Source organism: Leucobacter edaphi, from assembly GCF_016522535.1.
GTDB lineage: Bacteria > Actinomycetota > Actinomycetes > Actinomycetales > Microbacteriaceae > Leucobacter > Leucobacter edaphi.
The window spans coordinates 185,091-205,335 of the sequence record NZ_JAEHOI010000007.1; the positions used below are offsets into that span (position 1 = coordinate 185,091).

15 protein-coding genes and 1 tRNA gene are annotated in these 20,245 nt (G+C 67.6%); 5 read left to right on the forward strand and 11 right to left on the reverse strand.

Annotation, left to right across the window (positions count from 1 at the left end):
- Nucleotides 1-64 precede the first annotated feature (64 nt).
- Both JD292_RS08960 and JD292_RS08965 read right to left on the reverse strand, forming a co-directional pair.
- Nucleotides 65-628, reverse strand: a complete 564-nt coding sequence (locus JD292_RS08960) for a hypothetical protein (protein WP_200132401.1) — start codon at nt 626-628, stop codon at nt 65-67.
- Nucleotides 629-726: 98 nt separating this feature from the next.
- Nucleotides 727-2,388: a polysaccharide deacetylase family protein gene (locus tag JD292_RS08965; RefSeq protein WP_200132402.1), complete on the reverse strand. Its 1,662-nt coding sequence runs from the start codon at nt 2,386-2,388 to the stop codon at nt 727-729.
- A gap of 434 nt (nt 2,389-2,822) precedes the next feature.
- On the opposite strand from JD292_RS08965, the gene JD292_RS08970 reads away from it, so the two are divergent.
- Entirely contained in the window at nt 2,823-3,890 is a 1,068-nt protein-coding gene (locus tag JD292_RS08970; RefSeq protein ID WP_200132403.1) for an amidohydrolase family protein, read from the forward strand.
- Between the two features lie 25 nt (nt 3,891-3,915).
- On the opposite strand, the gene JD292_RS08975 is transcribed toward JD292_RS08970, so the two are convergent.
- From JD292_RS08975 to JD292_RS12475, 5 genes are all read right to left on the reverse strand, one after another.
- Nucleotides 3,916-5,622 carry an amidase gene (locus tag JD292_RS08975; protein ID WP_200132404.1) on the reverse strand — a complete coding sequence of 569 codons (1,707 nt, stop codon included), beginning with the start codon at nt 5,620-5,622 and terminating at the stop codon, nt 3,916-3,918.
- 318 nt (nt 5,623-5,940) lie between these two features.
- Nucleotides 5,941-6,171 carry a hypothetical protein gene (locus JD292_RS08980; protein WP_200132405.1) on the reverse strand — a complete coding sequence of 77 codons (231 nt, stop codon included), beginning with the start codon at nt 6,169-6,171 and terminating at the stop codon, nt 5,941-5,943.
- A gap of 17 nt (nt 6,172-6,188) precedes the next feature.
- Nucleotides 6,189-6,455, reverse strand: a complete 267-nt coding sequence (locus tag JD292_RS08985; RefSeq protein ID WP_200132406.1) for a hypothetical protein — start codon at nt 6,453-6,455, stop codon at nt 6,189-6,191.
- A 143-nt stretch (nt 6,456-6,598) separates the two neighbouring features.
- The gene (locus tag JD292_RS08990; protein WP_200132407.1) at nt 6,599-7,114 is read right to left on the reverse strand and encodes a hypothetical protein; all 516 of its coding nucleotides are present in this window, start codon (nt 7,112-7,114) and stop codon (nt 6,599-6,601) included.
- Between the two features lie 91 nt (nt 7,115-7,205).
- Entirely contained in the window at nt 7,206-8,876 is a 1,671-nt protein-coding gene (locus JD292_RS12475; protein WP_200132408.1) for an alpha/beta hydrolase, read from the reverse strand.
- Between the two features lie 123 nt (nt 8,877-8,999).
- Here JD292_RS12475 and JD292_RS09000 point away from each other — a divergent pair, with 123 nt between their 5' ends.
- Nucleotides 9,000-9,209 carry a hypothetical protein gene (locus tag JD292_RS09000; RefSeq protein ID WP_200132409.1) on the forward strand — a complete coding sequence of 70 codons (210 nt, stop codon included), beginning with the start codon at nt 9,000-9,002 and terminating at the stop codon, nt 9,207-9,209.
- Nucleotides 9,210-9,675: 466 nt separating this feature from the next.
- Here the strand turns inward: JD292_RS09000 and JD292_RS09005 are convergent, their stop codons facing one another.
- Together JD292_RS09005 and JD292_RS09010 are read right to left on the reverse strand one after the other, a co-directional pair.
- Nucleotides 9,676-12,897, reverse strand: a complete 3,222-nt coding sequence (locus JD292_RS09005) for a CLIPPER-2 domain-containing protein (RefSeq protein WP_200132410.1) — start codon at nt 12,895-12,897, stop codon at nt 9,676-9,678.
- A gap of 399 nt (nt 12,898-13,296) precedes the next feature.
- Nucleotides 13,297-13,370 (reverse strand) — tRNA-Arg (locus JD292_RS09010).
- Nucleotides 13,371-13,594: 224 nt separating this feature from the next.
- Here JD292_RS09010 and JD292_RS09015 point away from each other — a divergent pair.
- From JD292_RS09015 to JD292_RS09025, 3 genes are all read left to right on the forward strand, one after another.
- The gene (locus JD292_RS09015; RefSeq protein WP_200132429.1) at nt 13,595-14,125 is read left to right on the forward strand and encodes an adenine phosphoribosyltransferase; all 531 of its coding nucleotides are present in this window, start codon (nt 13,595-13,597) and stop codon (nt 14,123-14,125) included.
- A 109-nt stretch (nt 14,126-14,234) separates the two neighbouring features.
- Nucleotides 14,235-17,339 (forward strand): DUF2207 domain-containing protein, encoded by a 3,105-nt coding sequence (locus JD292_RS09020; protein ID WP_369411209.1) that lies wholly within the window; start codon nt 14,235-14,237, stop codon nt 17,337-17,339.
- 5 nt (nt 17,340-17,344) lie between these two features.
- Complete coding sequence (locus JD292_RS09025; RefSeq protein ID WP_200132412.1) at nt 17,345-19,171, forward strand: AMP-binding protein; 1,827 nt, start codon at nt 17,345-17,347, stop codon at nt 19,169-19,171.
- Nucleotides 19,172-19,353: 182 nt separating this feature from the next.
- Here the strand turns inward: JD292_RS09025 and JD292_RS09030 are convergent, their stop codons facing one another.
- Both JD292_RS09030 and JD292_RS09035 read right to left on the reverse strand, forming a co-directional pair.
- Entirely contained in the window at nt 19,354-19,770 is a 417-nt protein-coding gene (locus tag JD292_RS09030; protein ID WP_200132413.1) for a VOC family protein, read from the reverse strand.
- 150 nt (nt 19,771-19,920) lie between these two features.
- Nucleotides 19,921-20,163 (reverse strand): hypothetical protein, encoded by a 243-nt coding sequence (locus tag JD292_RS09035; RefSeq protein ID WP_200132414.1) that lies wholly within the window; start codon nt 20,161-20,163, stop codon nt 19,921-19,923.
- Nucleotides 20,164-20,245 lie beyond the last annotated feature (82 nt).

Consider the following 20,245-nt stretch of genomic DNA (forward strand, 5'->3'; position numbering starts at 1 on the left):
CTGGCTGAGGGCCCACTGAGGCGCTCCCAGGGGTGCGCGGTCGGTGACGCACCGCGCGAAGGCTTCAGTTCAGCCGGATCGACTCGATCAGCTCGGTCAGCGCCGGCCGGTATGTCGCGAGGTCGCGCTGAAGCTTCTTCGCTTGCGCGCTGTCCAGTCGTGTTTCCACGTGGACGCCCCTTCGGCCGTCGCCCACCGTGGCGCTGATGCGATCGTCAGTGTCGCGATGCGAGACCGAGAGGCGAGACGCGAGCTTCTCGGTGTGCACCTTTCCCCCGCCAGTGGAACCGTCGGTGTCAAGCGGCTGGCTGCCGTTGCGCTCGGGGGTGAGGGTGACGGTGATTCCGCGATCAGGGGAAACGAGTTCGACGACGTCGCTGCCATCGCCGATGACTGACCATTCCTTCGCGGGGACGACGGTCGCGAACGGCTGGGACCCGACGGTTGCGGGCTTCACCCCATCCGCGATCGTCGTCGGGCGGAAGAAGAAGAGGAAGTACGCGGCAACGAAAATGCCGATCGAGAGTGCGGCGCCCGTTGCGATGAGGATGAGCCAGGTGCGTTTCGGGGAGTCCGTTGGCGACTCAGCCCGGGGCTCATGAGGACGGGGCCCTTGCGGAGCCTGCACGGGCTCACCCGAGGATTTCGCGCCCGCTGCTCCGCGTCGTATCCCCGATCCAGGCACGGCGTCGAGCGCCGACCGGCTCGTCGCTTTCCGGCTTCGCTTCATCGTCCCGTCACCCGTCCGAAGGGAATGTTGCCGCCGAAGAGCTGGCTCACGGTGACGGGGGTGAAGCCGCGATCGCGGAGGCCGTCGATCACACGGCCAGCCGTGGTGACGGAGTCCGGATGGGTGTCGTGGAACAGAATGATCCCTCCCGGCGCGACGGGGGTGACGCAGCGATCCAGGAGGGCGTCTGGGCCGGGGTTCCGCCAGTCGTTCGTGTCGATGCTCCACAGGATCGCCGGCCACCCGATCGCCTCGAGGGCGGGACCGTTGATCGCGCCGTACGGTGGGCGGTAGATGTTGACGGGCTGGCCGGAGATCTCGCTCAGAGCCGCCCCGGCATTCTTGACCTGAGCAGCGGCGTTGGCCGGGCTGATCGTCGTGAGATCCGGATGCGTCATCGTGTGGCTCCCGATCTCATTGCCCTCCTTGGCCGCGCGACGCACCAGGTCAGGCGCGCCTTTCGCCGCGTTTCCGAGCATGAAGAAGGTCGCGACTGCGCGCTTGTCGCGGAGCGTGTCGAGGAGCTGCCCCGTGTGCGCGGAGGGGCCGTCGTCGTAGGTGAGGGCGACACAGGGGACCAGCGCACAATCGACCGGGGTCTGCCAGGGCGCTTCCTTGAATCCCTCGAAGGGCTGATTCTCGGCCGCGATGCGATCCTTCACCGATTGAGCGGCCCACTCGGTTGCGACCTGTGCTGGCACCCGGACGACGGTGTCGACCGAGGTTGCCGCGGAGCCGAGCGCGCGAAGCTCGGGCGCGACGAGGCCCGCGGGGAGCGAGACGGTGAACCCCCCATCCGCCGCGGGCGCGGCGGAACGCAGCGCTTTCGCGGCGAGATCGAGCTGGGCGCGGTCCGGATCGGCGATCCCGGCGAGAGAGAGACTCCCGAGGCGATCGCGCAGGAGGCTCACGGCGTCCCGCCAGAGCGCGGCAGGGGCGGAGTCCTGCCAGCGCGAGGCATCGTCCGTGACCTCGCCCGTGCGCACATTGGCGTACAGGCTCACGGTGCGATCACTCGAGATCTTCGCGGTCGGCCCGGCGGCGCCCGGCTTCGCCGGGGTCGCCTCGCCCGTGACCGTGCGGAATCGAACCCCGACATACGGGCCGAACGCGCCGATTAGGCTGCAGGTGATCGTGGTCCCCGTCCCACCGAACGGCCCCGTCTCGGGGCGGAGCAGCAGGTCGGCAGCGTTCAACTCCGTCGATCCGGCGATGCAGTCTCGACCGCCGAGACCGGCGCCCGCAGGGAACGCCTGCGGGGCGTATGGCTTGCCGGTGGCTTTGATCGCTCCCCACAGCAGTTCGTTCACGCGTTCGTTGAACTTCGGTACCCCGGGCAGGAGCGCGTAGCGGGCTTGCAGATGGAGTGAGTCGTTGCGGAGCCTGCCGCCCACGAGTCCGAGCTGCGAGGGATTCATGGAGGCGCTGGCGTGCGCAGTGCTGCCCGGCGCGACCTGCCCCGCGGCCTCCGGGTTCGCGCCGCCGGCCTTCGTGCCGTCCGTTCCTTGCCCGTCGGGGAGCAGCGTGACCCCCTCGGCTGCCGCGGCGGCGGGCGGCTTCCAGGCCGTGTCCGCCTCTTGCGCGCAGCCGGCGGTGCTGAGGATCAGTGCTGATGCGATGAGCAGAACAATGCCGCGTCGCCGCAGAACTGCCGTCATCAAACACCTCCGTCGGTGCCGCAGACAGGAGCGCCGCGACCGGGCGAGAAACTTCGCGCACCGTATCGGTGCACGGCGATCTTGACCGCAAAAGCTTCAAGCGAACTGCGCGTACTGAAAGTGCTTCGAGCTCGGTGACGGGCAGCGGAGCGCGCCGACGCGCTGCGCTGTGGCCGTCGTCATTCAGGCATTGCCCCCGCCATCAGGATCGTTTGCGCGAGACGACCGGCCGCGCTTCGGAGGACGTGCTCGGCGAGCGCTGGGGCGTACACCGCGCAGGCAATTTCGGGCCTGTGCGGAGCCCTGGCGTGTCTGCGGCGCGTGGCCCGCGCACTCCGATCCGGAAGCGCCGGTCCGAAAGTGACTATCGTGGGTTTCACGCGAAGAGGATCGGAACTGCTTCCGGTTCAGAAGCACACCGGGAAGGCACACCAATGGCGGAGAAACCCACCGAGAACTCCCTCCGCCGCAGTGTCGCTCCGGCGCTCGTCGACGGGCACATTCACCCGGACAAGACCTCCTGGGGAGGGCCGTGGATGTCGCGACGCCCGGCAGCCGACCTGCGTCAGCTCATCGACAACGATCGCGTGACGCAGGCGGGGTACACGCGCGGTGTCGAGGAGCGCGCATACGCGCTGCTCTCCGAAGCCCGCCGCAGCGGCACCCTCGCCATGCGCGCGCACGTCGATGTTTCGAGTGAGCTCGGTATTGCGAATGTCGAAGGCGTGCGGGCCGCTGCAGAGCGACTTCCCGGCCTCACGGTGCAGATCGTCGCGTTCCCTCAGTTCGGGCTGCTCACCAACCCCGGCACCCTCGAGGCGATGGCCGCCTCCCTCGACGCCGGGGCCGATCTCGTCGGCGGGATCGATCCCGGCGGGATCGAGGGTGATCTCCACGGGCACCTCGACGCGATCTTCGGCCTTGCCGACGCGCGGGGCCGCGACCTCGATATCCACCTCCATGACGGGGGCGAGGACGGTCTCGCACAGATTCGCGAGATCGCGCGCCGCACGGTCGCATCGGGGCGACACGGGCGGGTCACGATCGGCCACGCCTTCGCGCTCTGCGACCCCTCCCTGCCCAGTCTCGGAGCGACGCTTGACGCGGTCGCTGATGCCGGGATCTGGATCGCGACTTGCGCCCTCGGGCCCGATCCCGTGCCGGACCTCGATCTTCTCGAGCGGCATGGCGTGCGCGTCGTTGCCGGCTCCGATGGCGTGCGCGACTCCTGGAGTCCCTTCGGCACCGGGAGCATGATCGATCGGGCGCACCTGCTCGCGTACCGGACGGGTGCGATCACCGACGCTGAACTGGAGCGCGCCTACCGGCTTGCCTCGACGGCCGGCGGAGAAATGCTCGGCATCGAGGAACTCTCGGGCCCGGTGACCGAGAGCTCCCCGACCCGCCTGGAATTTTCCGCGGAGAGCATCGCGCAACTCGTTGTGGATCGTCCGGCCCCGCTCCGCGTGATCCGCGACGGCGTTGACCTGATCGCGAGCTGACCCGCGTGCGGTCTCGCCCAGTGCCCTATCCGGTCCGGTCCCCGGGCAGCGCCGGCGTCGATCCGGGCGCCTCGCGCAGGCTGCCGGATCCGCCGGACTCGAAGGCGGCCGCGTAGCCGAGCAGCTCGGGATCCGCGTACGCGCGTCCGGCGAAGGTGATGCCCACCGGCATGCCGATGTCCGCCATCGTCCCCATCGGCACGGTCACGGTGGGGAGGCCGACGTGGCGCAGCGCATAGTTGCCGTTGGAGAAGAACACGCCGTTGGACCAGGCGATGTCCGCCGATGCGGCGTTGACGTCGGCGTCGGCGGGCCCCACATCGCCGTTCGCGGGAAACACGATCCCGTCGAAGCCGCCCGCGTCGAGCCAGCGCTCCACGAGCTCCTCGCGCAGTGCGACGATGGCGCGGAGCCCGCGCGTGAACTCGGGGTGCTCGCGCGGGTCGCCGAGGCCGGCGCGGGCACGCTCCACCACCGCTCGGAAGCGGTCGTCGTGATCGCCGACCCGCTCATAGCGGTCCGGGAGGGATCCGGGCGGCGTCGGATAGATCCGCGTCGAATCGACGACGCCGAGATTCGGGATCTCGGGATCCCCGTTGGCGCGGAGGAAATCGTCCCAGCCGAAGGCGAGGAACTCGGAGAACTCGATCTCCGACCAGTCGCTCGGCAGGTCTCCGAGCTCGCCGATGAATTTCTGGCCGGGGCGATCGCCCTCGTAGCGCTCGATCAGGGGGAAATCGGTCTCCACCACTTCGGCTCCGAGCGCCTCGAGCCTCGCGCGCGCGGCCGCGAACAGGTCGATGACGGACTGGCGCATCCGAACCGGGTAGGAGGGGTCTTCGCCGAGGTACATGCGGGGGACGGCGAAGCGTTTCCCGCGGAGCGCGTCGGGGTCTTGCAGCGCGAGATAGCTTTCCGGCCGGTGCTCGCTGGGCTTCGGGAGCGCGATAACGTCCTGGTTGCGCCAGAAATCGCCGCGCCGGATCGGGTCGTCCTGCACGAGCACGTCCAGCAGGCGCAGCATGTCCGGCATCGACCGCGTGTGCGGCACCACCACGTCACGGGCCGGGAACAGGGGCCAGTTCCCGCGAATCGACAGGATCCCCCACGACGGCGTGTACGCGCACAGCCCATTATTCGAGGCCGGGCTGCGGCCCGAGGACACCGTCTCCTCACCCATCCCGAACACGGCCAGGTTCGCGGCCGTCGACACGCCAGACCCGTTCGACGATCCCGACGCGAACGCGGCCGCGAGGAAGTCACGGTTGTAGGGGCTTTCTGCGCGGCCGTACACGCCACGCTGCATCCCGCCGTCCGCCATCGGGGGCATGTTCGTCTTCCCGATCAGGACCGCGCCCGCCTCGCGCAGCTTCGCGACCGAGAACGCGTCCCACTGGGCGACGAGGTGCTCGAACGCCGGCGACCCGGACGCGACCGTCAGCCCCTCCACCATGTACGAGTCTTTCACCGTGAACGGGACCCCCTCGAGCGGGCGGGCCGTGCCCGCCGCCCAGCGCCGATCCGACTCTGCCGCCTGCGCGAGCGCGTCAGGATTGGGCACCACGATCGCGTTCAGGCCCCCCGGCCCGCGATCATACGCCTCTGCCCGGGCGAGGAACCGCTCCGTCAGCCAGGTACTCGTGATCGTGCCCGCGGCCAACGCCCCGAGCACATCCCCGATACTGGCCTCAATCAGGTCGAACGATGCGTCGTCGTGGGGTTCGGTCGGCATGGATCCTCGTCTCGTTCCGCACCGCCGCGGACAGAGGGGAGCGGTCGATGCTCCCCTCCAGCCTGTCAGGGGCGTATGCCTCAATCCAGTGATATTTCGCACCGGATCCGGGCCGAACCGTGGGCGAGCGCACAGTGGTCGGGCGGTCGGACGGCCGGACGGCCGGGCGGTCGGGCGGCCGGGTGTCGGTCGAGCGACCCGAGCGGGCAGGCCCTGCGTGACCCGCGATCCGCGCGGTGCAGGTCCGGACGCCGCGCCTGGAAAAACCCGTGAGCCGCGCGACGCAGTATCGAACGCCTGGCTAGGCCCCGGATCCTTTTACGGAGCGGTCGTGGTCTTCTTCTTCGCGAGCCTCAGGTGTTCGTCGAATTTCTCGCCGACCTTTGACTCGGGGACCATGACGTCGTCGCCGGGGAGGACCTCGCCGCGGTTGCGCGCGTCGTCATCTTCCTCGTTCAGCACCGAGTAGTCGCCGGGGGAGCATGGGGCGACAGCCCCGATGCGGTAGGACTCCTCGGCAGCACCGGTGTCGAAGCTTGCTTGGAGCACCGGACCACCCTTCGCAATCACAAGGGGCTGCCGGTGTCTTCGCCGACGATCTTGACGTTCATTCCGAGCGTTTTCCAGTAGCCAGCTATCCGCTCGGCGTCCTGCATCTTGTCCGCACTGGCAGGTGCCCAGTGGTCGTATTGGTACTGGCTCGCGTTGTCCGGGTCGCTGGAGCAGGGGGCGGCGTATGCGGTGCCGCGGGACCACCACCCGGTGATGTCGAGCTGTGCAGAAGAGTCCTTCACGAAACCCACGACCGTGTCGCGGCCCTCGCGTGCAGTCATCTTTGGTTCCTCCTGTTTCGCCGAACACCCGATCAGCATGCAGATCGCCAGCGCCGAGGCCAACAGAGGTGCGCCCCTGCGGGCGTGCCGGTGAGCGGGCCGCGCCGTTGCTCGTGATGTGAAGATCGAACCTTGGATATCCTTCACGGAGCGGTCGTGGTCTTCTTCTTCGCGAGCCTCAGGTGTTCGTCGAATTTCTCGCCGATCTTTGACTCGGGGACCATGACGTCGTCGCCGGGGAGGACCTCGCCGCGGTTGCGCGCGTCGTCGTCTTCCTTGTTGAAAACCGAGTAGTCACCGGGGGAACATGGAGCGATTGCGCCCATTCTGTAGGACTCCTCGGCCGCCTGAGTGTCGAAGTCTGCTCTTAGCACCGGCCCCCCTGTCCCGTACACGGTCGGAGTTTTGCTTTCTTTTCCGGTCGTGCGGACTTTCATCCCCAGAGACTCCCAGTATTTGGCGATCCGTTGCGCATCTCCCACAGGGTCTTGGCCCCTCGGGGCCCAATAGTCGTAGGTGTATTGGCTTGAATTGTCTGGGTCGTTCTCGCACGGGGCAGCGTATGCGGTACCACGAGACCACCATCCGGTGATGTCGAGCTTTGTGGATGAGTCCTTCACGAAACCTACGACGGCGTCGCGCCCCTCGCGTGCCGTCATCATTGGTTCCTCCGGTTTCGCTGAGCAGGCGGCGAAAGCCCCAAGCGTGAGGACGATCGCCGTGAGAGTTGTTCCGATTCGGCTGAGCTTTCTACCTGACCTTGACACTCTCCCGCATTCCTTCTTGCAAGTTGGTCGGACCCAGAGGTACATAGTTTGTCAGGAGATCGGTATCTCCTCCGATGATCCGGGCAATGTTCGCGAGTGATTCTGTGCGTTCATCAAAGTACCCGCCCCCGCCTACGATGAGTGGATCGTGTCCGACAACGGGATCGCCCGCGTCACCACCCGTGTCGACGCCGAACGGTTGTCCTCCGAAGTCGGGAAGCATCGGGTTGACGTGATGGTTCGCACTGAAATCGCGTCCCACCCACGCCCACTCGTCCCCAGACTCGGGATCGATTGCCATTCGATCGCGCGCGTGGCCCGAATACACGTGTGTTGCTTGGAGATGGTCCGCCCGTGTGATGTTGTCGGGCAGGCCCGCTGAGCCGAGAGTAATGAAGTTGTCGACCTTCGCCCCTGGCAGGGTGAGCGAGACGGCTGCGGTAGTTGTCCCGTATGAGTGCGCGACGATGTCAAGCTGCGGCATCGATTCTCCGCGCGTGGCGGTGAGCCCTCGGAGCGTCGCAGCGAGGCGGTTTCCTCCGGCGACGGCCCGATCCGAGTCGAGGACTCCCAGATCAAGATTCATTACCTCAGGAACGGGCGGCGTTTCGTAGCCGATCCAGGCCACGACGGCGCTACCTCTCGGGAGGAGCCGGTGTAGGTTCTGCGCGGCGTTCGTCCAGCCCATCATCCCAGTGGTGTCGGTTCCCATCCCTGGGGCGGCGTAGCTGACCTTCGAGGCTGTGTCGAGATCGCCGATAGACACGGCGGCGAGCGGCGGCTGATCCTGGGTCAACGAGATGAGGAAACGTGACTCACTATTCTGAGGGTTTCTGAGCGACTTCTCGACGTTTTCCAAAGCCCGTAACTGTGTTTCGAGCTTCTCGGTGTTCGACCCGCCCGCCCGCAATTCCTCGATCTCGGCGCGCACGTTCTTGAGTTCTGCCGTCAGGGCCCGCCGGTTCGCGTAGTCACGCGCGCCATACGCGACGCCCTCAAGATTGCCCATAACCTCCGGGAACGCATCGAGGAGGAGCTGCTGCTGCGCCGAAAACCGACTGTCCGATCCTTTGGCCGGGTTCATACGCTGCCACCAGGAGTGAACCGTGGCCGGGTCAATGTCTTGCAGCCGATGCTTCGCGGAGGGGTTGGCCGCGAAGAAGGCCACGATCTCGTTTTCCTTCAGTTCCTCGAGTGCGTTGAGCAGTTCCGCCTCGGGGAGCGGTTTCTCTGGCGACTGCGTGAGGTCGAGGACCCGGTTTGAGAGCTTCCCGCCACCGGCGGCCTCAAAGGCGGCGGCAACGCCATCGATCCACTCGGCATCCTGCCGGTTCTCATCCAACAATTCCTGGAATCCGGTGAGGAAGGTCGTGGATTCGATCCGCACCCAGGAGCACGAACCGGTGAAGCTGGACCACGCGTTCTTCACGCTCGAGAGCTCCGCCTCCATCTCGGAATTGCTCGTGCGACTCTGCGCCACATAGCCGTTGAGTCGTGTGGGGTCTGCCGATGACTTGCCCGGCAAGGCCGCCCCGGCAGTGCGGTATCGGGGCTTCACCGAGAATGAGGCGGAGATCGTCGGCGCTGCGACGGGAGGGTCGGAAGGCTCCGGGTCTCGACTGGACTCGATGTTGGCGATGAGGTTCTCGCCCACGTCACCGCTCCGGCGCCGGCGTTCGCGGTCGCTCTCCCGCGTCGTCCACTCGCTCAGCTTCTTGCGGCGGTCCCGCTCTTCTTTGGCTTTGCGCTTGGCATCGTCGATCGACTCGGAAAGGTCGTGGAGCGCGCGGGCGAGGTCTGCGCGACCGTGCTTCTCGATCTCGACGGCGACGCGAAAGAGATCTCCGTAGGCGCCTGTGAACTCGTCGAGCGCATTCGCCGACGCGCTGCTCCGGAAAAGGCTCTGGCCCCGAAGCGTGTCGTCGGCGTGGGTGAGCGCGCGGATGAGCTGGTCAGCTGCGGCGTCATCGAACTGGATTGCCACTGAAGCGTACCTTTCGAGATCGAATGCAGGTCGTTGCTGCCCTTGTGTCCCCGGACGAAAGCTGGGTTATCCGACGCGCGGCCGGGGTGCGAAAACATCGGTTGATTAAGTATAAACGGTTCGTTCGAGCGAATTAAGTGAGAGCAGATCGGGGGCAATCCAGACATCGGTAGCACCGCAGTTGAATCGACCTCGTGATCGGAAGGCACTTCCGGTAATTCTGTGCCAAATTTTGCACGCGGTCGCCGAGGAACGCAGCGAACATGAGCTCGCACACTCGCACACTCGCACACTCGCACACACGCACGCTTAGTCGGGCTGGCCCGGCGCGAACAGCGTCGCACTTCGCGCGGGATCAAGTCGCCAGCTTCACTCGAACACCCGCGTTACGCGACCACGTGAGGGAGTTCCGAGGATCCGGAAGGATTCCGGGGCGGACCAGTGGTGGTCCGCCCCGGAATCGATGGCCTCAGTCGTGGCTCGCGCGTCTGCGCGCTCCCAGGAGTCCCGCGGCCCCTGCGAGGAGCAGCAACGCGGCGGCGGGCAGCCACGGCGATGGCGTCGAGGTGCCGGTGACGGGCAGCTCGGTTTCCGGGTTCTTCGCGCCCGGTCCAGCCGGGGTTCCCGGATTCTCGGGGTGCTGCGGATCCACGGGGTCTCCGCCCGGGTCGGGGTTGCCCCCGGCCTTTTTGACGACGACACCGGCCGATTCGGGATCGATCAGGACCACCGTGCCATTCCCGCTTGCCGTGGCGGTGGCGGTGTTGATGATCGTTCCGACATCGGACGGGGTCGTGGAGACCGTGAACTCGTGCGTCTTCGAGGCTCCGCGAGCGAGTTTCTCGACTGCGAAATCTCCCGCGGGGAATCGCTCGTCAGTGACGGCGACATCGGTGAGCTCGCCGCTGCCAGCATTCCGGATCGTGATCCGGAATCGGAGCGACTGTCCCGCGGTGACCGTCGGATAGCTCTCGACGGTGTCGGCGTCGGCCCACGTGCCGTCGGCCCGCTGCACCTCCTTGACGAGTTCGGCCGCGTAGTCGTCAGCGACGCGCACTGCGGAACTCGTGCTCATCACGAGTCGGGTGTGCTCGGATCGCCCGTCGGCGCGGTTGTAGTAGACGTCGCCAGGGTGAGCCCCGTCCACGGTGAGGTGCACGTCGAAGGTCCGCATCGCCCCTGAGGCGAGAGTTCCCGCGATGACCCGAACACCTGTGACTTTCGTCGGCTTCGTCGTCGACCAGCCGATCGTGTTTCCGGTGACATCGCCTGCCGAGCCATTCGAGGGATCGGCAGGGTCGGTCCGGATCTCATCTGGGGTGGCATCCGTGTAATAGACGGTCCCCTCGTTCGAGGTCACGTCCACGGAGAAAGACCCAGTGAACGACGATCCGCGCGCATCGCCGTCGGAGGGGAGCACATCGATGACGTCAGTGAACTTCTGCTCCTTGAGATCCGTTGATTTCACGGTGACCGACCATGCGGCGGTCGCCTCGCCGCCGTTCTCTGGAAGCGTGACGAGGGCCTGTGTGGTGGACTTCCCGATCGTGGTGGCGCCGACGTTCGTCACCACGACACTCGCCTGGCTCGACGCGGTCGGCGCACCAGGGTACTGCGTGTTGCTATCGATCTTGAGCGTCGTCCCCGGGGTGAGCGGCGCTTTCGGGAGCGCCTGGAAGTCGATTGCCCTGGTCGTATTGATCTGCGTGGTTTCGAGCTGCCAGGTCAGGATCTGTCGGCCTTGAGCGTCGATCTCGATCGTGGGCTCAGAGAGCGCGGATCCCGGCTTGTACTCCAGACCAACGGGAAGCCTCACGAGCACCGCACCGCCCCAGGCGTCGCCGCCGAGCTCAGAGGAGTTGAGGCTGTAAGCCGCGGTCACTCCGAGAGGGGTTCCCGGTCGGATGATCGCGCTGTCCGTGGTGACGGCATTTGTCGTGGTGACCGCCGCGATCCGCATGAAATCGCTCGTGGTCGAGCCCGTCGAGTAGAGCGCATCGTGCGGCATCGAAGGCAGCGTCGTGCCGCCGTTTCCCCAGCCATAGGGGGAGAGGTTCTGGCCGACCATCCAGACGCCCTGACTGCCGTCCGTGACGGCGTCAGAATCGACCCGAACCTGCGTGTGGAGGACCGTATTGGCGACCCCGAGAGCGATCATGTCGGAGTCGCGATAGATCGCTCGGACCGCCTTCACGGTTGACCAGTCGGCGGGCGCCGTGGTCGACCATCCGCTCGGGTCGTCGTAACACAGGAAGCCTCGCGGGTTGTACGCTGCGCCGCTCGCGGGATTCAGGCGAGCATCCGAGCCGGTGTAGTAGGCGTAGGTGATCCCGGAGGTGATGGGCGTCTCCGAGTTCGCATTCTTCAGGCCGACGACGGTGTTGGTCCCGGTGAACTTGGCATTTCGCGTGTCGAGGACGTTGCACATGCCGAAGGTGTGCTCGTCGTATGGTGCCAGCGGGTACGAATAGTGCGCGCGGAAGTTGGTTGCGATCGTGAAGAAGCTCCATATCTGGCCGGGAGCGCGCACGATGTTTCCGGTGTTCGTTGAGTTTCCCCAGCGTGCGTACCAGTTGCCAGCGCGCGTGAACGTGCGCGTCGCGGAGTTGTTCGGTGTCTCATCGGTGGCGGAGAGCCCGCCGGATTGATATGCGGGGGAGGCGACAGAGGGGAACCCGACGGTTCCCGATGAGTTCTGGCCGAGATCTACCGTGAAGAGGACCACGCCCGTGGCGACGGCCTGCCGATCCGTCGGGAGGTTGACTCCCGACGCCGACTTCGTCGGGACCTGCTGCTTGCTGTAATCAATACCGCTGATCGTGAGAGTGATGACCTGCTGGCCACCTGGCGTCTTCGCAACAGAGACGGAGCAGTTCGAGACGTAGGGCGCGCGCCGATCGCTCGGAACAGGGGTGCCGTCGCGGAAGACCTCGGCGCTCACCGGGTGACCGGAAAGCGATGATTGCCCGCCCTCTTTCATGTCCGAGGGAGCGCACGCGAGATCCGTGACCTGCATGCTCGCCGCGGTGGGTGGGATTGTGTAGGTGAGCGAATCCGGTCCGGCGGGAGACCCATTCCCCGTCGAGAGTGTCCAGTTGAACGCGGCCCGACGCTTCGTGCCGTCGAGGTCCTCAGACCAAGTCGTCGGGTTCGTCCAGGACATGTCCTGGGTGAATTTTGCGGTGAGGGTGAGGTCCGGCGTGGTCGCCGTAGCGTCGCCGACCTTCGCAGTAAGGCGGAGCTTGGACTGGTCCGGGCCGTCGGCTGTGACGGGGACGCCGAGGACGATGGCGGTGCCTTGCACCTGCCCGCCGAGGTTGCAGGAGAGGCTCCTGCGGTCGGCACTCAGGGAAGACCCGACGGCCTGATCGGTGCGACACTCCGCGGGCAGCGTGGTGAAACGGCCGTTCTGCGCGGAGATCGTGACGATATTGTCCGCCACGGCCTCGTTCCCCGGCGCCGCTGCGTCGTCATTGATGCTGAGGCGTATTTCGGCACTGACGACCGTCCCCGCCGCGACGGGCTGGGGCGGCTCCGAAGCCCACTCGGCAGCGAGTTGGTAAGTGGTCGCGGCCTGAGCGGGTGAGGAGGGTGAGAAAGGAGTGACCCCGAGCATGAGGGCGAGAAGAAGGGCGAGGGCGAGAATCCCAACCCGGAGAGGGCGTGGACGATCGATCGAAAAGAGTCTCATTGCGCGTTTCTTGTGAGGGAACGTGGGGACAGAGCGAAACGGGGAGGGGCCGCCTCTCGGGCGCTCAGAGAGCGACCCTGAGATCGGGTTCCGGGGCTCTCGAAATGGCAAAATCCCTGGTCGATCAAGCTAACAGTAAGTAATTTCCCACTGAATGTAAATATTTTCGGGACGTTGGGGGACCAGTGCAGCAGTTGTCGTTCAGTAGCGCTGCACGTGTAACGAATTGCGCGCGCTGAACTGCAGTTCATGAAGCTTTTACGGCGCCGGAAGCGAGGGCTTGCGTGCGCCGCTTTTGGCGATCGCGAGCGCGCCCCGATCGCCTTCGAGTCGCGGACGAGGTGCGACACGGGGAACGAGAAAACCCCCGCCGCTGTCGCGACGGGGGTTTCAGATCTGCGCGCCCCGAGGGATTCGAACCCCCGACCTTCTGATCCGTAGTCAGATGCTCTATCCAGCTGAGCTAGGGGCGCACGTTGGTTTCCCAACCAGAAAGACATTACACGAGCGGTCCCCAAAATGAAAATCGGGGCCGCCTGGGCGCTGCGTCCCGGGCGCGTCTGCGCGCACTCCCGAGCCCGCGCGCGGACGCGCTCACATCTCGGAACCCGCGAGTTCGATCACGCCCCCGAACGCGCCGGGGTACCCTGGTCCGGTGGCATCGAACTCGACCGAGAACCAGCTCGACCTTCCGCTGATCCCCGAACTCACTCCCGAACTGGCACGGGCGGAATCCCTGATCCGCGAGGTGGATGACTTTCCCTCGCAGGGCATTCTGTTCCGCGACATCACGCCGCTGCTGGCCGATGCGCGGGCGTTCCGCGCAACTGTCGACGCGCTCATTGCGCCGTTCCTCGGCACCTTCGACGTGGTCGCCGGGCTCGAGGCGCGAGGCTTCCTGTTCGCGAGCGCTGCGGCGTACACCGCGAACGCCGGCCTGATGCCGATCCGGAAGGCGGGCAAGCTGCCCCGTCCGGCGGCGGCGGTCGATTACTCGCTCGAGTACGGGGTTGCGATGGTGGAGGCGCACGACGACTTCCCGCGGGGCAGCCGCGTGCTCCTGATCGACGACGTGCTCGCAACGGGCGGCACCCTCGCCGCGGCGCACAAGCTCATCGAGCGGCTCGGGTACACGGCCGCGGGTACCGCGGTGCTGTTCGAGATCGCGGACCTCGGGGGCCGCGATACGCTCAACGACCCGCTGCTGCACACCGTTTTCAACGGCTGACCACGCCGACCCTGGCGGCGGTCTTCCCGCCCCAAAGGTAGTCTGATTTCTCATGGGGATCAGGGAGAATGAGGATCCTGCTGGGTCAGAAAGGCCGGGTGGGCCTGAGGTGAGCCGCGGCCGCAGCGGCGATGGAAGTTCGGCCGCCGATCACGACCCATTCGATCTCGCGGGCTCCGATCCTGAGCTGCTGCGCTCCGGCCGGATCCCGGATCCGCAGCCGGAGCACACGCCCTTCTTCGGGTGGATCGCGAGCGTGCTGACAGCGCTGGAGGAGCGGCTGAGGGCGCGTGGCTCGCGCGGTCTGCGCAACGGAATCCGGGCGATCTGGGTGGTCGTCGGCCTGATCGGCGCCGTGTTGCTGGTGGGGCCGATCATCAATAAGCCCCTTGATTTCGAGGACGTCATCGACTCGGCAAAGCTGTCGGACGTCGACTGGATCGCCCGCGACGCCGAGGTCGATTACGCGTTGAGCCGCGACGGCGACGGCCGCTTCGTCGCCGAGGTGCGGGAGCGTTTCACCGCGGACTTCCGTTCGGGGTCCGCGCCGAAGATCGAACGCACGATCGTCACCGAGTACGCGGGCCACGACGTCCGCTTCCAGCTCGGCGAGGTGACGGTCGATGGCAAGCCCGTGGATCCCAAGGTCTCCGGGCATCCGACGAACACGGACATCGTGATCCTGCCTGGTGAGGGCGGGGAATTCAGCGGCACCCACACGATCACCTACGCGTACACGCTGCGGGACCTGGTGACGGCGGAGATCGATGAGGCGAGCGGTGCCCCGGTGGACCGTTGGGACTGGCCGCTGTTCGCGCCGACGTGGCCACAGGCGACGAAGGGGATCGATGTCAGCCTCACCCTGGCGCCCGAACTCGAGGCGTCGCTCGTCAGACAGCCGCGGGCCTCTGTCGGCTGGCTGCTGCTCAGCGCGACCTCCTGGCTCGACGCAGAGGGCGAAACTCCCGATGGCGGGACTCGGTATTCGTTCTCGAACGATCAGACGCTGCCGCCCAACGCCGATCTGTGGGTGAGTGCGAACTTCACACCGGGCACCTTCGCGCAGCCGCCGACTACGGCACTGTTCTGGCTGCAGACGTATGGGCCGCTCCTCCCGCTGGTCCTGCTCGCCGCGATCGCCGTCGCGGCGCTCGCTGCACGCCGTGTGGTGTGGGCGGACAGCGCGGGAAAGCCCTGGTACACGGCACGTTCCGAGCCGCCCGAAGGGATCTCACCCGAGCTCGCGACGCGCCTGCTCGAGCGGTCGAGCCACGCGGCCCTGGTGGCGGCGCTCGGCGACCCGCCGCGTGCGCGGGCCGAGGATCGCAGGCGGAACTGGCTCGCCCGGGTCGCGCGCACTGCGTCGCGGACGGGCCGTCCCGGGAGTCTGCCCGAGACGGCGGCGGCGATCGCGCGCTGGCCGCTCTCGGATCCGGTCGTGGATCGGAAGCTGCGCTGGGTGCCGAGCGGGTATGTCCGCGATGCGTTCCTGCTCGCACCGATCGCGATGGTGCTCGTGCAGTGGGGGCTGCTTCGTCAGCTTTCCGCCCAGGTCGTGCTGGCAATCGTGTGGTGGCCGTTCGCGTTCGTCGCCCTGTCCACGGTGCTTGGGGCGATCGCGTTCTTCGCCGCGCTGAGACCGCGGCCGCTCACGCCCAAGGGGGCGCTGGCGGTGCAGGAGTTGCGCGGGATCGACGCCTTCGCCCGGGCGACGCGCCTCCTCGAGCGAGGTCCGATCACCGATCCCCTGATCCCGTACGCGATCCTGCTCGAGCGTCCGCGACGGGCGGGGAAGCGGCTCACCGCGCTCGCCGCGGTGGAGAGCGGGGACCGCGAGATCGCGAAGGGGTGGCGGTCCGAACGCTTCATTTCGCTGCCGGCCCTGTTGAGTGCGGTGACGGCGGCAGCAGCGCTTGTGCTCACGATCGTGACCGCCGCGACGATCTCCGCGCCTTATGCGCAGGGCGTCGACTTCGCGACGGAGCACAGCGACATCCCCGGCTCGCGCTCCACGGAGTCCGTCGGGTTCTCGATCTCTGCGCAGCTCGGCCGCGACGCGAAGGGTGCTGCGCGCATCGACGTGACCGAGCATCACACCGTGAGGTTCGAGGAGGACGCCCCGAGGCCGCCGCAGTTCACCCGCGAGTGGCCGGCTGAGCGGATCGGTCAGTCGCTCGGGCTCCGCATCGACGGGATCCTGATCGACGGGAAGAAAGTGCCGATCCGGGAACTTTCGGGGCCGTCGACGCGTGCCGTAACGACGGCGCTCGCCGAGGTGGTCGAGGGGCAGCACGAGGTTGAGGTCCGGTACTCGCTCGGCCACGCCGCCGTCGCTGCGCGCGTGCCCGATCCGGGGGAGGCCCCCGGGATCGACACCGGGGGAGCCGGAGGCGGATCGGGCAGGGGCGAGCGCTGGGTCGAGCAGGTGCGCTGGACGGCGCAGCTCCCCTTCTGGACGGACGAGGTGCGCCCGGCCGACGGCTCCCTGACGGATCGGGTGCGAGTCGATCCCGCCCGGATCGAGCTCGTGATCGCGCCGAGTCTCATGGACCGCGCGCTCTCCGGCGGATGGCTCGATACCGATTACGACCGGCCGAAGAACCGGTTCGAACGCGGCAACAGCGTACGCCCCTGGCGCTTCGACTACTCGTTCGGGAGCGAACACAGCGAGGGTCTCGCCGAGGGTACGCTCGGATCGTTCGAGCGCCGCGCTGACGGAGCTGGCGTTGCGGTCCTCGACCTCGGCGACGCGAAGGAGCCGGACTTCACGAAGTACTCGGCGGACCTGTCCGGTGACCTCGGAGCGATGATCGACTTCCCCGCAGGCACGTTCACGGGTGTCGACCGCGCCGCCGCTGAGCGGTACGCGATCGAGCGCTCCGTGCCCTACGCCGTGACCGTCGGGGGCGCGGGTCTGGTCCTGATCTTCGCGGTGATTCTCGGGGTGCTGACGTTCCGCTCGGCGCGACCGGCCGGGTTCTCGCGTCGGTTCATCGCCTTTCTCACGCTGCCGGTCTTCGCTCTCGCCCAGTCCGTGCTCAACGGGTGGGCGATTCTCTCGATGCCGAGCGGCGAGGCGGCCGGCGCGGTCGCGATCGCGGTGGGCGTTGCGATGTGGATCGCCGTCGGCACTGCCGCGCTCATCGTGTGGCGTCGCAGCCGTGAACCCGTGGCGGAATCTGTGTCCAAACAGCCAAGAATCGGTGAAGAATAGAGCGCATGACCGAAATCGATCCGACCACGGCCTTCTTCGCGGCGCGCGACCAGCTGCTCGAACTCGCGGGCGACCCCGATCGGGCCCGCGCCGAGTTCACCTGGCCGGACGTCGGCCCGTCCTTCAACTGGGCGCACGACGTCTTCGACGCGATCGCCGAGGGCAACGACAACGTGGCCCTGTGGATCGCCGAGGAAGACGGCAGCGAGCAGAAGATCACCTTCGCCGAGCTCAAACGCCGCTCCGACCAGGTCGCGAACTGGCTGCGCGGGATCGGGGCGCGCAAGGGCGACGTGGCGATGCTCATGCTCGGCAACCGGCTCGAACTGTGGGAGATCATGCTCGCCGCGATGAAGCTCGGTGTCGTGATCCTGCCCACCTCGGTGGTGCTGGGGGCGCACGAGCTCGTCGACCGCGTCGAGCGCGGAACGGTCTCCTGGGTGTTCGCGGCGCCCGAGGACGCGATCAAATTCGCTGAGGTGCCCGGCAACTACCGCGGCGTCGGCGTCGGTCTCGAGGCCGGAACGAAGGATCAGCGCGCGGCGCTGTGGGAGTGGTTCCACTACGAGGAGTCCCGTTCAGCGGGTACGGGAGCGGTGCCGAAGCGGACAGCGAGCACCGATCCGGCGCTCATCTACTTCACCTCTGGCACCACGAGCCTGCCCAAGATCGTCGTCCACTCGCACACGAGCTACCCGCTCGGCCACCTCACCACGATGTCGTGGATCGGCGTCCGACCGGGGGATATCCATCTCGTGATCAGCGCGCCCGGCTGGGGCAAGCACGCCTGGTCCGCGTTCTACGGGCCCTGGCACGTCGGCGCGACGATCTTCGTGGCGAACTACGCGCGCTTCGACGCCGAGTTCCTGGTCTCGGAGCTGGATCGCGTGGGCGTCAACACGTTCTGCGCCCCGCCGACGGTGTGGCGCATGCTCATCCAGCGGAAGCTGGATCGCAAGCCGCGCGCGCTGCGCGAGGTCATGTCGGCGGGCGAACCGCTGAATCCCGAGGTCATCGCGCGAATCCAGGAGTGGTGGGGGCTCGAGATCCGCGACGGCTACGGCCAGACCGAGACGACGGCGCTCATTGGCAACATGCCGGGCGATCCGCTCGTGCCCGGTGCGATGGGGCGCCCGCTGCCGGGCGTCGACGCCGTCCTCATCGACCCGATGACGGGTGAGGAAGCGGACGAGGGCGAGGTGTGCCTGCGCATCGTCGAGGGTGAGTCCGCCGCGGGTTCGCTCGTCGAGGGCTCGTCCGCCGCCGGTTCGCGCGCCGAGGGTTCGCCCGCCGCTGACGGCGCCCCCACCTGGATCTCGCCCATCAACCTCACCCCGGGCTACTACGGCAACCCCGAGGCCACGGCCCGCGCCACCGAGGGCGGCGTGTTCCACACGGGCGATGTCGCCCAGCGGGGTGAGGACGGGGTGCTCACCTTCGTGGGCCGCACCGACGACATCTTCAAGTCGAGCGACTTCAAGGTGTCGCCCTTCGAGGTGGAGAGCGCGCTGCTCGAGCACGCATTCGTCGCCGAGGCGGCCGTGATCGGCGCCCCGGACCCCACCAGGCTCAACGTGACCAAGGCGTATGTGGCGCTCGCCGCGGGCATCGACCCGGACTCCGACGCCGCGCGCGCCGTGCTCGCCCACGCCCGCGTGGTCCTGCCGCCCTACATGCGCGTGCGCCGCGTCGAGTTCTTCGAACTCCCCAAAACCACCTCGGGCAAGATCCGCCGCGTCGAACTCCGCCAGCGTGAGGAAGCGGCGTACGCCGCGGGCGAGCGGATCGCGTCCGAGTGGCGCGAGGAAGACTTCCCCGGGCTGAAGGGGTAGCGGGCGAGGCCGTTGGCGGGCGGCGGCCCGACCGCCGGCGGGCGAATCGTCCCGCGGTGGATCGTGCCGCGACGGATTGCGGGCGGACGGGTCGCCCACGACGGATTGCGGGCGAACGGATCGTCCCGCGATGGATCACCGTGCCGCGGCTCGCGGCGGTCAGGTCACCGCCGCGACAGACCCTACTTCGCCTCGGGATCCGGCTCGTGGATACCGAAGACGTTGCCGTCGAGGTCGAGGAAGTAGCCCTGCCAGGCCATGCCGGGGAGTGCGGCCTTCGGGAGCGCGACCGTGCCGCCTGCTGCGAGGATCGCCTCCGCGGTGCGGTCGAACGACTCGACGCCCATCGTGAGCACGGCGCCCGCGACCGCCGCGCCCGGCTCGGGGTTCGCGCCGTGCCGCTGCATGATCGCGCCGTCGATGCCGGGGCCAGCGCCCTCGCCCGTGCGCACGCCGAAGTAGGGCATGCCTGCGAACTCGGACCAGTCCTCCACGGTCCAGCCGAAGACGCCCGAGTAGAAGGCGACGGCGCGCTTCGGCTCCGCCGCGTGGATCTCGAAGTGCACCGGGCGGCCGGGCGTTGGAGTGATGTCGCTCATGGTTTCTCCCTCATCGGTTCGTGCCGGATGATCCCGGTCTCGTCGCAAAATCGCTCCTTGACCTGGTGATCTTCAGCGAACACGACGTCACCAGTGTGCACCCTTCTCGTCCGTCGGGGAAGTGAATGTTCGGAGTCGAGACGCTGAATCTCACGCGGAGAGGTGCGCGTAACAGCGCCGGATCCGATCCCGCCACCACGCGTCGCGGTCCGGGGCGGCGGCGAAACGCGCGAGTGCGTCCTCATCCAGTCGGGGGCGCGTCACGGCGATCGCGCCGTCGACGGGGAGGAGCGGCTCATCGACCACATCGCCGTCGAGCAGCGCGACCGTCCCGAGCCCGCACGCGCCGGCGAGCGCGCCGTCGGGCAGGGCTGCCGCGAGGTGCAGGCCCATCGAGATCCCCACCGAGGTGGGGGGGGGGCGGGGGCCGCGCCCGGGGCGGCCGGCCCGCGCCCCCCGCGGCGGCGGCCGCGCG

Coding starts and splice junctions, on each gene's coding strand:
- JD292_RS08965 (WP_200132402.1), bottom strand. CDS start 2,388: ATGACGGCAGTTCTGCGGCGACGCGGCATTGTTCTGCTCATCGCATCA.
- JD292_RS08970 (WP_200132403.1), top strand. CDS start 2,823: ATGGCGGAGAAACCCACCGAGAACTCCCTCCGCCGCAGTGTCGCTCCG.
- JD292_RS08975 (WP_200132404.1), bottom strand. CDS start 5,622: ATGCCGACCGAACCCCACGACGACGCATCGTTCGACCTGATTGAGGCC.
- JD292_RS08985 (WP_200132406.1), bottom strand. CDS start 6,455: ATGACTGCACGCGAGGGCCGCGACACGGTCGTGGGTTTCGTGAAGGAC.
- JD292_RS08990 (WP_200132407.1), bottom strand. CDS start 7,114: ATGACGGCACGCGAGGGGCGCGACGCCGTCGTAGGTTTCGTGAAGGAC.
- JD292_RS09005 (WP_200132410.1), bottom strand. CDS start 12,897: ATGAGACTCTTTTCGATCGATCGTCCACGCCCTCTCCGGGTTGGGATT.
- JD292_RS09025 (WP_200132412.1), top strand. CDS start 17,345: ATGACCGAAATCGATCCGACCACGGCCTTCTTCGCGGCGCGCGACCAG.
- JD292_RS09030 (WP_200132413.1), bottom strand. CDS start 19,770: ATGAGCGACATCACTCCAACGCCCGGCCGCCCGGTGCACTTCGAGATC.
- JD292_RS09035 (WP_200132414.1), bottom strand. CDS start 20,163: ATGGGCCTGCACCTCGCGGCAGCCCTGCCCGACGGCGCGCTCGCCGGC.